This is a genomic window from Dolichospermum sp. UHCC 0406 (assembly GCF_009712025.1).
In the GTDB taxonomy this organism is placed as follows: domain Bacteria; phylum Cyanobacteriota; class Cyanobacteriia; order Cyanobacteriales; family Nostocaceae; genus Dolichospermum; species Dolichospermum lemmermannii.
Genome location: NZ_VILA01000017.1, coordinates 182,924 through 195,278, shown reverse-complemented (window position 1 = coordinate 195,278; position 12,355 = coordinate 182,924). Strand labels below are relative to the sequence as shown.

Annotated in this window: 8 protein-coding genes; 4 read left to right on the top strand and 4 right to left on the bottom strand. The window is 36.7% G+C overall.

Going from position 1 to position 12,355, the window contains the following annotated elements; genetic code table 11:
* Positions 1 to 319 precede the first annotated feature (319 nt).
* Positions 320 to 1,531 (bottom strand): class I SAM-dependent methyltransferase, encoded by a 1,212-nt coding sequence (locus FJR09_RS17010; protein WP_168651662.1) that lies wholly within the window; start codon positions 1,529 to 1,531, stop codon positions 320 to 322.
* Positions 1,532 to 1,592: 61 nt separating this feature from the next.
* Complete coding sequence (locus tag FJR09_RS17005; RefSeq protein ID WP_168652732.1) at positions 1,593 to 2,156, bottom strand: Uma2 family endonuclease; 564 nt, start codon at positions 2,154 to 2,156, stop codon at positions 1,593 to 1,595.
* A gap of 277 nt (positions 2,157 to 2,433) precedes the next feature.
* Between FJR09_RS17005 and FJR09_RS17000 the strand changes: the two genes are divergently transcribed.
* From FJR09_RS17000 to topA, 3 genes are all read left to right on the top strand, one after another.
* On the top strand, positions 2,434 to 5,730 hold the full coding sequence (locus FJR09_RS17000) for an Eco57I restriction-modification methylase domain-containing protein (protein WP_168652731.1): 3,297 nt from the start codon (positions 2,434 to 2,436) through the stop codon (positions 5,728 to 5,730).
* A gap of 181 nt (positions 5,731 to 5,911) precedes the next feature.
* Positions 5,912 to 6,403 (top strand): DUF29 family protein, encoded by a 492-nt coding sequence (locus tag FJR09_RS16995; RefSeq protein WP_041457586.1) that lies wholly within the window; start codon positions 5,912 to 5,914, stop codon positions 6,401 to 6,403.
* An 87-nt stretch (positions 6,404 to 6,490) separates the two neighbouring features.
* Positions 6,491 to 8,677: a type I DNA topoisomerase gene (topA, locus tag FJR09_RS16990; RefSeq protein WP_168652730.1), complete on the top strand. Its 2,187-nt coding sequence runs from the start codon at positions 6,491 to 6,493 to the stop codon at positions 8,675 to 8,677.
* A gap of 27 nt (positions 8,678 to 8,704) precedes the next feature.
* Here topA and FJR09_RS16985 read toward each other — a convergent pair whose 3' ends face one another.
* Entirely contained in the window at positions 8,705 to 9,268 is a 564-nt protein-coding gene (locus tag FJR09_RS16985; protein WP_174782870.1) for a GAF domain-containing protein, read from the bottom strand.
* Between the two features lie 306 nt (positions 9,269 to 9,574).
* Positions 9,575 to 10,390 (bottom strand): type 1 glutamine amidotransferase, encoded by an 816-nt coding sequence (locus tag FJR09_RS16980; RefSeq protein ID WP_168652729.1) that lies wholly within the window; start codon positions 10,388 to 10,390, stop codon positions 9,575 to 9,577.
* Positions 10,391 to 10,962: 572 nt separating this feature from the next.
* Between FJR09_RS16980 and FJR09_RS16975 the strand changes: the two genes are divergently transcribed.
* Positions 10,963 to 11,730, top strand: a complete 768-nt coding sequence (locus FJR09_RS16975) for a COP23 domain-containing protein (protein WP_168652728.1) — start codon at positions 10,963 to 10,965, stop codon at positions 11,728 to 11,730.
* Positions 11,731 to 12,355 lie beyond the last annotated feature (625 nt).

Genomic DNA, 12,355 nt, shown 5'->3' with positions numbered 1-12,355 from the left:
AAGTGAAAGAATAAATAAAAAAAGTCCTTTCCGTTTCCTCTTCCTTTTTCTTTCTCTTTCCTCTTATGACTTATGACTTTTGACTTTTGACTTTTGACTTCCGCGAAGCGGTACTAGCCTCCAGCGGCAAAAGTCACCATAATGATGACGGAAAGTAAGAGTCCGGGGGAAAGTAGAGTTACTAGCACTAACAGATCATGAGCATTCATAATTATTTCTCTTGGGTAGATTTTTGACTTAAATGTCATCTCTGTTATGCTAGTGCAATCAGGACTAATACAGGATTGTTAAAGAGATTTTTAACCTTTCTCTTTGATCTCTACTCTGGTACGACTAATCCCTGGAGTGGTTGTGATGCTTCTTGTTCAGTTAGTCCCTGGCTTTGGACTAAAACGCCAAAGTTGCCTAATCCCCCCGGGTTAATTAGTTGGTGTAATCCTTCTCGGCGTTGTAGCAACTGTGATATTGGTTGCTGTTGAGAGGAGAGTGCAGCTAACCTTTCACCTATTCCCAATGCCATCAAAAATAGCCCTTGCTGAGTCCAACCCATGTTTTTGAGTCCGCACCGTTCACCCCAAGATGATAAGGCTGTAAAGTCAACATGGGCAGTGATATCTTGTTGCCCAATATTGATATAAGGATTATCATGATGACGATGCTGGTAGTAGCACTGGAGAGTTCCCTGCGATCGCCTGGGGTTATAATAACGATGAGCAGGGTAGCCATAATCAATTGTTAGCACATACCCCCGTTCCAAGCAGTCTGCCACTATACCCAACCAATTCAAAGCTGCTAAATTAATTTCACTACGATAGCCATTTTCATAAGTATTTTGGCTTAAATCAATTTCCACTAACTTAAAATATTCTCCTAATTGTGGTGTTGATGGTTCTCCTATTATTTCCATAAATAGAGGTTTACCTTGAGCGGAGTCGAAAGGTAAAGCAGAATTTTCTTCCTCCGATTGTTGCCCAATCGTGACATAAATTTCCCGCAATTCCCCTGCTTCTAAAGTAAATTGATGGACTGGAAAAGCATCTACTAATTCATTGGAAAAGAAGCAGCCGTTAATAGATTTGGAGGGAATTTCTTCTAAGTTACACCAATCTACAGAAAAATCTTGTAACCGTTGTTGTTGTTCTTGTTTTAAACTTTGTGATTTTTCAACAATAATATATTTGACTGCTGCCAAAAAATCTGGGTATTGTTGCTGTATATAATTGAGAATATGGGATGCTAAGATACCTTGTCCTGCTCCCATTTCTACTAAATCAAAATGGATAGGTTGATCTAGAATCTCCCACATTTGGTAAAATTGCTTTGCTAGTAATTCCCCAAAATCAGCGCCTAAACTGGCAGATGTGAAAAAATCACTGCCCCGAAATCCGATTTTGATAGCATCACTGGAATAATAACCATATTCTGGATGATATAACACCATATCCATGTATTCCGCAAAGGTAATTCTTTTTTGAGGACTGGTGATAATCCGATGAGCTATGGCTTGACATAACGGGGAATGAGAATCCATAAAGTTTGTAGTTGATTGTTAACTAATGCTTCTAACTCAAATAAAAGAATATGTCGAATATTTATTCATTTAGCCAACCGAAAAGTTGACCTACTGTAAGATTAAATGATTCTGCAAAAGATGGAACAGGTAAGCTATCTGTTTCTAGTTCAAATAATAGAATCCGTTGATCATTAAAATAGACAAAAACTAATTTTTCTGCGGGGTCAATTAGCCAACCCATTTGAGTACCATGACTAAGACAATGGAGGATATTCCGCACAACTTTAGTTTGACTTTGTTCAGGAGAAAGTATTTCAATTGTCCAGTCAGGAGGGATAGCAAAAGTATTAGAAACTTCACCATTTTCATCGCGGGGAATGCGTTCCCAAGTGAAGATGGCAATATCAGGTACAATGGATCTACCGCCAAAGGTACAGCGTAATTCAGAGTATGCACGGGCTATACGCTGGGGTTTGAGAACCGTATTAGCCGCAGAAACAAAATCGCTTTGAACTGTGCTATGTTTTCCTTGAGGCTTATGTTTTTGAATGATTTCACCGTTAATAAATTCCCTTGCTGGTTTGGTTTCTGGCAATTTGAGAAATTCATCAAGGGTTAAGGTTTTGATAGGAGTTTGAAGCATTACCATTTCGGGTTTGTGGATTATTAATATTGTACCATTTTTTAATTATTGTCAGAATCAGGATATCCGGTTACTGAGCGAAGTCGAAGTACAGGATTTAAGGATGTATAGGATGTTGGTTTGCGTTAAGGTTTTTTAGATGTAAAGATTTTTGTGATGTACTAGAAACTTTTTTACTCTTGTATGATATCATTAAATTGATATGTTACCCAGATTCCCGACTTATTTGAGAGGTCGGGGAGCTAAATGAAATGATCTACATTTATAAATTATAGTTATGAATCAACAATTTTCTAAAACTTTATTTCAGAAAAAGACGTTAAAAAATGCCTTGGTTAATTTTAAATTTCCGTCAGATTTGGAAGAACGGCACAAAATTATTAAAAAATGGATTGAAGCTTTAAATTCAGGGACTCTTAATCAAGTAAAAGAAGTTTCTTTGCATGGTGATTTTCTCAAAGATATCTTTCAAGATGTTTTAGGTTATTCTTCCATTATTGCAGGTGGTGGCAAACTTTGGGAAATTCACGCAGAACAAACTATTGCTGACGGTGGGGGTTCTGCTGATGCTGCTGTGGGCTTTTTTACCGCTACAGAAAATAACAAAGGAAAGGTAAAATTACAGGGTAAAGTTGTTGCACCAATTGAGTTAAAAGGGACAAAAGATGATTTAGATAGACCCGCACCAGGAAGAAAAGAATCCGCCGTTGATCAGGGTTGGCGCTATGCTAATTATACACCTGATTGTCATTGGATTATTATTTCTAATTATCGAGAATTACGATTATATCATACCAATAAAACTCCGGCTTATTATGAAAAGTTTTTATTAGTTGATTTGGCAAATTTAGAGGAATTTAAAAGATTTTATTTTTTGCTTTGTCGGGAAAACTTTTTACCAATTAAAGATGTATCTAAAATTGATACTTTGTTAGTAACTTCTGAGGAAGCACAAGAGGACATTACTAAAAAACTTTATGAAGAATATAAACAAGTTAGATTAAATATAGTTAAAGATTTCCGGTTTCGTTTTGGTAGTAAGTTGAATATTCCTAACCGTGATCAAGTATTAATTGAGAAAGCACAAAAAACATTAGACAGAATTTTATTTATTGCTTTTTGTGAGTATAGAGGATTATTGCCAGAAAAGACAATTGCTAAAGCTCATGATAGCAAAGATGCTTATAATCCGCGACGAATTTGGGAAAATTATAAAGCCGTTTTTCGTTGGGTTGACCAAGGTAATGAAGATCCACCAATACCCGGTTATAATGGTGGTTTATTTCAATATGATCCAATTTTAGATGCACAATTAGATATTCCCGATCCTTTATGTACTAAACTTAAAAAACTAACACGCTTTGATTTTGATTCAGAAGTTTCTGTAGATATTTTAGGACGAATTTTTGAGCAGTCAATTACAGATTTAGAAGAATTAAAAGCTGATGTTGCTAAACAGGAATTTGATAGAAAACAAGGTAAACGGAAAAAGTTAGGCGTATTTTACACTCCTGCTTATATTACTCAATATATTGTCGAAGTTGCAATTGGTGGATATTTACAAAACCGTGAAGATGAATTAAGAGAAAAGTTTAAATTAGGGGAATTTACAGATACAGCAGAAAATCAAAAACGGGAAATTGAATTTTGGCAAAGTTACAGAGACGAAGTATTAGTAAAAACGCGAGTTATTGATCCTGCTTGTGGTTCTGGTGCGTTTCTAATTGCAGCTTTTGATTATTTTGCAAGTCAGTATCAACGAGTTAATGATAATTTGCAATTTCTGAAACATCAAACTACAGAAAATATGGAATTAGATAAAACTATTCTCAGTAATAATTTATTTGGGGTTGATTTATCTCCAGAGTCGGTAGAAATTACTAAGTTATCTTTGTGGTTAAAAACTGCAACTCAGGGAAAAACTTTAAGTTATTTGGACGATAATATTAAAATCGGTAATTCCATCATTAATGATGCAAAAATCACAGACTTACCTTTTAATTGGGAAAATGAATTTCCCCAGATATTTGCTGAAGGTGGTTTTGATGTGGTTATTGGAAATCCTCCTTATATTCGTCAGGAGTTATTATCACCATTTAAACCTTATTTACAGGAAAATTATCAAACTTATGACGGAGTTGCAGATATTTATATTTATTTCTATGAAAAGGGTTTAAATCTGCTCAAACCAGCAGGAATTATTTCTTATATTGTCACTAATAAATGGTTACGTTCTGGTTATGGTGAACCTTTGCGACGGTTCTTTTCTCAAGAAAGTGTCTTTGAACAAATTATTGATTTTGGACACGCACCAATTTTTGAAGACGCTGATACTTTTCCTTGTATTATCGCTGCGAGGAAATCTGAAGTTTCAAATACAGAGAATGAGGAAAAATCGGTTTTAATTTGTGCTGTTCCCCGTGGGGAGTTGAAAAATATTAACCTCATTCAATATGTGCAGAATCCAGAAAACAGTTTTACTATTCCTTGGTCGCGGTTTACTGCTAATGCTTGGAGTTTAGAACCTCCTGCGGTTGATGATTTAATGCGGAAAATTCAACGGGTAGGAGTTCCGTTAAAGGAGTTTGCTGGGGTTAAACCGATATGTGGAATAAAAACAGGTTTTAATGAGGCTTTTTTCATAGATGATGCTACTAAGAATAAATTAGTTCAAGCTGACCCAAAATGTGCAGAAATCATCAAGCCATTATTGAGAGGTCAAGATATTAAAAGATGGATTCCTGAATGGGATAAAGTTTGGATAATTTTTGCTCACAAAGATATAGATATAGAACAATATCCTGTGATTAAAGAACATTTAGAAATTTATAGAAATAAGTTAGAGGCTAGAGCAGGTAAACAGTTATGGTGGCAATTACAAGCATCACCATCATCTTATCATCTTTTTGAAGAACCTAAAATTATTTGGCAGGATTTAGCTTTTCATTCACGATTTTGTTTAGATAAACAAAATGTATTCATAGACATGACTTGTTTTGCTTTACCTTGTTCTGATTTATGGTTGCTTGCTGTTCTCAATTCACCTCTTATGTGGTCATGGTTGTGGAGAAATACAATTCATGGTAAAGATGAAGTATTACGTCTGAAAAACATTTATACAGAAAATATTCCGATTGCACAACCCACAGAAAAAATCCGCGCAGAAGTAGAAGCAATTGTCACCCGGTTAATTGAAATTACCAAACTCAACGGACAAGTTTATAAAGATGTTCTTGACTGGTTGCAAATAGAATACAAAATTGAGAAACTGGGCAATAAATTAGAAGATTTTGCTACTTTGGAATTTCCAGACTTTGTAGAAGAAGTGAGAAGAAGAATGGTAAGGAAAACAACTGCAAAAAAAATTATACCTCCTCTAGATATATCTGCTTTTACAGCTTTGCGTAAAGCACATAATGATTATGTTCCCGAAATTAACAGCCGGAAAAACGAAGCTTTAAAATTAGAACAGCGTCTTTCTGATTTAATTAATCAAGCGTATCAACTCACACCGGAAGAAATTGATTTAATGTGGAAAACAGCACCACCAAGAATGCCGCAATTGTTAGAATAAAGATATCCTGATTTTGACAATTATAAAAATACAGGAATCCCATTTGATTTCTGAACGAGTTTTATCTTAAAACTCTTATTGCATAGATATTTAAGCATTAAATTTAAAGTTACCTGAATGTGCTTTTTCAGAAAAATATGTGTTATTATCAATATGTAAATTATACTGGAGGTTAATGAAAATGACTCAAGAATTAATAGACCTCAGAAACAGCATTTTACAAGGAAATTATACAGATGCTTTAGCAATTGTAGATGAATTAGAAGGAATGAGTAAACAAGCAATATTGCGAAATATAGAATCGTATTTAAAGATTTTACTGATTCACTTGATTAAAAATAAAATAGAACAGCGATTAACAAATTCTTGGATGGCTTCTATTCGTAATTCAATTAGGGAAATTCAAAAAATTAATCTTAAAGAAAATAAAAGATCCTATTATGTAAATGAAGATGAATGGGAAAATTTAATTGAGGAAGAAGTAATTGAAGATGCGATCGCTGATGCTAGTCTAGAAACAATGAATGGTAAATACACTCGTTCTCAATTATCAGAAATTCTAGATAGAAAAGAAATAATTACGAAAGCTATTACATTTTTATCCCTAACTTATACTTGTTCAGCAAAGGAGTTACCAGCTATTATGGATGATTATCTGAATGATTGTAAGTAGGTGCGAAGAATAAGATATTAAGAATAATTGAACGCAGATAAACGCAGATGAACGCGGATGAATTAACGGATATAAAAAATAAATGCTATGCCCAAACGTCTCCTAGTGGTTGAATCTCCCGGAAAAGTTAAAAAACTGAGTCAAATTCTCGGTGCAGATTGGATTGTCCGCGCTAGTTGTGGACATATCCGCGAACTCAGTAATGAGGGTGATGATTCACTAGGATTTACAATGGATGGTAATACTGTTCGCTGCAATTATATCCCCCGTGACCAACGTGCAAAGGAAACAATTCAACAATTAAAAGCGGCTGTTAGACAGGTTGATGAAGTTGTTTTAGCTACAGACCCAGACAGAGAAGGAGAAACCATTGCTTGGCATCTTAAAGAAACGTTAGGATTAAAAGACCCCAAACGAGTAGTTTATACTGAGATTACACCATCAGCAGTGCGGAATGCGATCGCACACCCCCGAAAACTTGACACTAACTTAATCGGTGCCGGATTATGTCGAGATTGTCTTGATAAACTGGTAGGTTACAAAGGTAGTCCCCTGGTTTGGGCATTAAATAACGGGGCAAAAAGTGTCGGTAGAGTTCAAAGCGCCACATTACATCTAATTTGTCAGCGCGAAAGAGAAATTCTGGCTTTTGTCCCCCAAGATTATTGGAGTGTGTGGGTAGATTATCAAGAAGGATTTCGGGCTTTTTACAAAGGTACGGACAATACTGAGAAAGAAACATCAGAACCAGAAACAGAAACTCATGATGATGCAGCTAGTAACAACCCAGAAAAACCCGAATCTCAGCGCGTTCTTTCGGAAGCAGAAGCAAACAGATTAGTTGAGGAAGCAAAACGTCATCTTCATCAAATTATTCACTTAGAAGGGAAACTGGTTTATCGTCAACCCCCTCCACCATTTACCACCTCTACCCTCCAACAAGCTGCCGGTTCAAAGTTGAAATTTTCCCCTGACAAAACCATGCAGGTGGCACAAAAGCTATATGAGGCAGGATTAATTACATATATGCGAACCGATTCAGTGATGTTGAGTCCTGAATTTTGTGCGAGCGCTCGTCAATGGTTGGAACAAAATGACCCTGAGAATGTCCCCCAACAAGTAGCCAAGCAGCGTAGTAGTAAAACGGCTCAGGAAGCACATGAAGCCATTCGTCCCACAGATGTTTTTCGTCCTTCGGTGCAATTACGGGCAGAATTACCTGAAGATGAGTTTAACCTATATGTGATGATTTGGAAAAGAGCGATCGCTTCCCAATGTCGTCCAGCACAACTTCGTAAAACGTTGGTAATTACGAAATCAGGTAATATCTTATGGCAAGCTAGAGGGCAGGTAATTGAATTTTACGGTTATGCAAAATATTGGCTGAATCTTAGCAAAGATGCCGTTTTACCCTTATTGCAACAGGGACAAATCCTAACTTTAGCCAAAGCTGGACATGACCAAAAACAAACCCAACCACCACCCAGATATAGCGAACCCAAACTTGTCCAATTAATGGAACGTAAAGGCATTGGTCGTCCTAGCACTTATGCTCCAACAATTGCTACTTTAAAGAAACGCAATTATGTGGAGTTGAAAAAAGATAATCTTCAACCCACAGCTTTGGGTTTAGAAGTTGATGAATTTTTACAAAAGGCTTTACCAGATTTATTAGAAGCGGAATTTACTGCTAAAATGGAAGATGCCCTAGATGCAATTTCTGAAGGAAAAAACTCTTGGCAACATTACCTAACTACTTGGAATCAAAGTTATTTTGTTCCTGCACTTTCCAAAGCTAAAACTGTGGTTGCTAATTCATCAAATACAGCTAAAACTAATAATTTTCTTGAGCGTAAATATGAAACTTCTAAAACTCGTTGTCCTGATTGTAAGAACTGTTTAGCCAAAATTCCCAGCAGTAAAGTTAAAAAGAAATACTTTCTTAAATGTGTGAGTGGTTGCGAAAACATTGTGCTATTTTGGAGTGATTTTCACAAAAAGTGGGAAGCACCGAAAACTAAAACATCTGCAGATGAAAATGCTCCCAAACCTTCAGCAAAAATCACTGCATATCCCTGTCCTGTATGCAGGAAACCTTTGGAGGAATACAGTTACCTCAAAGATGGGCAAAATAAAACTATGTTGCGGTGTTCTGGTCAGGATTCATGGAAGGATACCAAACATAAGGATGTGGCTTATTTTCATACTGCAAAAGGATGGTGGAGTCCTAAATTTGGGAATTTAAATGATTTGAACGCAGATGAACGCAGATAAACGCGGATGAATTAATGGATTTGATTTTTAACTCTTTAAAATGTTAGAGTCTGTGGCTAAAGTTCGCGCTGCTGTTTGCATTAGTTCAATATCTGCTACAGTCCAATTACGGGAACTTTGACAATGATGTGCTACTAATAGTCCCCATAATCCTCTTGGTATCAAAATTGGTACTACCAAATTAGCGCGAACTTGCATACTGCGAAGGAAATCACGGTGACAATCCTGAATTGCTTCTAATTCTATATCAGCGATCGCTCTAACCCGTCCTTCTAAGTACAAAGCAGCATACTCATGGTTAAAACAATCGCTTGGTCCGGTAAAACCAAGAATCGAATATTCATCAGCACTCAATGATTCAAATGTTACCTGCCCTTGCCATTGTTCATAGAAATAATACAATACTACACGATTAGCCTGAAGTGATTCTCTCAGGTGATTTGTCGTTTGTCTGATCAGTTCATCCCGTTGCATTTTGATGACAAGACGATTAAGTAATTTTCGCAAACCCTGATTGGGGTGGTAACTTGAGCGATTTTCAAATTCTGGGAAAGAAGGTTTACCTTGAGCGGAGTCGAAAGGAAGTTGCACAGATTTAAAATAATGACTAACTAAACAATTTCGGATTTCTATAGTAACTTATCAGACATTTTACCGAAAATCGTTCTTATTTTATAAAAAAATAATGTAGTTTATTAACCTGGTAATTGGTAATCGGTGATTGGTAATTGCATGATTAAACTTTTACCCATTACCCATTACCTATTTTCCTAAGAGACTTCCAATTAAAAAAATATCCCAAAATCTCTTGTGGTGCGGGCATCTTGCCCGCTAACAACACAAGGACGGGCAAGATGCCCATCCTACAAAATTGGATCATCTTTTTTGTGGAATTCTCTAACTAACTCCAGCTACACTGGGTGAATTCACTTTCAACCGTTTTAACATCGCTTCCCGTCCTTGCATTGCCAAGGTATCATCTAAAGGTGACAGTTTGATTTCCTGTTGATATTTCAGCCTTAACGCCGTTTGAATTAACCAATCAGCAACGAAAGGATTTTTGGGTAATAATGGCCCGTGGGAATAGGTAGCGATCGCATTTTGATAAAACGCTCCTTCTGTGCCATCTTCTCCATTATTCCCCAAACCATACACCACACGCCCCAAAGCTTCCACCTGCCCTAATGTCGTCCGGCCACCGTGATTTTCAAACCCGATTAAATAAGGTTTTGTCCCTGTCATTGCTTCTATTTCCTGTGCCAATCGTGAAGCTGTAACTTCTATCACTAAATTACCAATACATCTTTTCGTATTTTCACCAGGATGAATAGAAACTAAATCTAAAATTCCCAAACCTTCAATTCTTTGTCCAAAGGCTGGTTCATAATAATTTCCTAGCAATTGGGGAGAACCACAGGTAAAAACTCCCGGCGTTCCATGTTCGATTTTATCACGCATTGCCTCCGCTTTTGCCCCTTGTAAATCCCGCATGACAATTTCTTGCTGACGGTCTTGTGCGCCCCCACCAACAATCACATCTACTGATTTTATATCCTCAGCGGTAGAGTCTTGATCCAAGGGTAATACGATCACATTATACCCCCGCCATTGAGCGCGGCGTTGAATAGTGATCACATTTCCGCGATCGCCGTAGGTACTCATCAACTTAGGATATAGCCAACCAATAATAATTTCCATCGGTGCAGAACTCATAAAACCTCTAATATAGCAGGAGTCACCAAAGTAGGAGCGCAGGGCGTGCGCCCAGTCAGAATTGTTGCAATATGTTAATGAATTTCAAGTTTAGTAAACAGATAACATAAATCAAAAAACTCGTGCTAGATTAAGGGCATGGTACAAAAAGGTTAAAAGTCAAACCTTAAATCCAAACTTTTTCATTAGAGTTTGTGCCTCCTGCTCTAGTGTCCCGGCAATCAATTTTTTCTTGTAGCTTCCTATCAAAGTTTTTTCGCCTAAATCTCACCAAATTGTTATTGGAGGTGTGGAACTCACAGCCAGAAGTACCTGATAATTGAAAACAATGGAAGCGTAATTTAAGTCGAATTTAATTGATTGCTTGTCCAGTCCACTTATATATTTTTGTATTGAACTACAACCTAATCAAGAAACCGCTGTAAGCTGCTGATAATCCTTCGTAGCTTGTGGCGGTTTCTCCTGTGTATACTAAAAACACAAAAAACAGGTATTGTTATTGAATCAAAAAAATATATTCTCCGTCAATAGAGATATCAACTATTTACCTGTTTCTAACAGAGGTTATATTTATGTCATTACAATCACTTCGGTTTTTATTGTTGAGTAGTCTGGGCTGTTCTTTATTTTTTGGTAATACTGTAGCTTTTGCTCAAGTTGTTGTGCCTACAGTTCCATCAGGTTCATCTACTACAGTTCCATCAGGCTCATCAACCACCATACCAACTTCCACCACAGTTGACAGTAGTAAAAGGTTTAGTTGTCAATATAAGAATGGACAACCTACGGTCATGTATCAGCCCCAAAGTCAACCTGGACAATATTTTGCTTGGGCTGCACCTCAAACTTTAGGCGGGAATTGGGATGCTCAAAGACGTTGTGAAACGATCGCCAGCCGTTTAGAATTATATCGCCCCGATGGATTACAAGAATTACAAATAGCTGTAGAAAATAACGAAAATATTATCTGTGTCACCACTGAATCTCAGCCCAATTGTCGAATTGTCTTGACAGTACCCCGTGGTAAAGATCCCTATACTATTCGCAATAGTGTATTCCAAAACCTAACTACCGCTGATAGTGGACAACAGACTAATGCCGTTAATACCTACACCAATCGTAACAGAGGTAATGGAGATAGCTTATATAGCCTGGGACAAACGCTTTTAGGTGGTAAAAATCAGGTGAGTTCTGCTAAACAGGGCATTAATTTGAAACCTTATCTTGATCCTAAAGACGGTGGTACAGGCGGAAAACTGAGAAATGGAGTAGAAATTAGACGTAATACCAATACCACACGCCAAGCTCCCAGCCGTCTAAATCCTAGCAAATTTCGTTAACTAAGTTTGTCTCCGATTTTGGGCAACCACAATTCCGGGCAACCACGGGGGGTTTGCCCTTACAGTATTTTTGTGATTATATTTACCTTTTTAGAGAAATTAAATTTACCCTTTATATAATTTTGTCCTGTATTAACTTATTAGGTGTTGTAATTATTTCTCAGGCTGGATTGATTTTTGAAGATTAGTTAGTAAGTGAAGATCCCGCAATAACCGAGGTGACTGGTTATCTAATTTAGGTTGCTAATTCGTCATTATGCCCCATTCCCTAGTAAATAAGTTTGATATGACAAATTTATCAATTTATGGTAATTTGGTAAGATAATATCCAAATATCAACACTGTGACTAAGTAGGTGAACGGGAAAAAACCGTAGACGCGGAGCGGCTTCTCGAAGAGTAATATATAACAAAAAGTAAAGTTACCCAAAACCTCTTCCCTGTTCCCTTGTCATAACGACAATTTTTAACGCCAACCTACTTAAATTCAAAAAATCAACTTTTGGTAATTGGCAAATAATTAGTATTTAAATACTACACTGAAACCAATCCAGAGTAAAGTTGCAATAAATTGTATAATTTAACCAAAATATAACTTAGTGACAATCTAGTTATATTATCTTTTC

What these genes read in the sequence shown, in the direction of transcription:
- FJR09_RS16980 (WP_168652729.1), bottom strand. Translation starts at nt 10,390, where the DNA reads ATGAGTTCTGCACCGATGGAAATTATTATTGGTTGGCTATATCCTAAG.
- FJR09_RS16975 (WP_168652728.1), top strand. Translation starts at nt 10,963, where the DNA reads ATGTCATTACAATCACTTCGGTTTTTATTGTTGAGTAGTCTGGGCTGT.
- topA (WP_168652730.1), top strand. Translation starts at nt 6,491, where the DNA reads ATGCCCAAACGTCTCCTAGTGGTTGAATCTCCCGGAAAAGTTAAAAAA.
- FJR09_RS17005 (WP_168652732.1), bottom strand. Translation starts at nt 2,156, where the DNA reads ATGCTTCAAACTCCTATCAAAACCTTAACCCTTGATGAATTTCTCAAA.
- FJR09_RS17000 (WP_168652731.1), top strand. Translation starts at nt 2,434, where the DNA reads ATGAATCAACAATTTTCTAAAACTTTATTTCAGAAAAAGACGTTAAAA.
- FJR09_RS17010 (WP_168651662.1), bottom strand. Translation starts at nt 1,531, where the DNA reads ATGGATTCTCATTCCCCGTTATGTCAAGCCATAGCTCATCGGATTATC.
- FJR09_RS16995 (WP_041457586.1), top strand. Translation starts at nt 5,912, where the DNA reads ATGACTCAAGAATTAATAGACCTCAGAAACAGCATTTTACAAGGAAAT.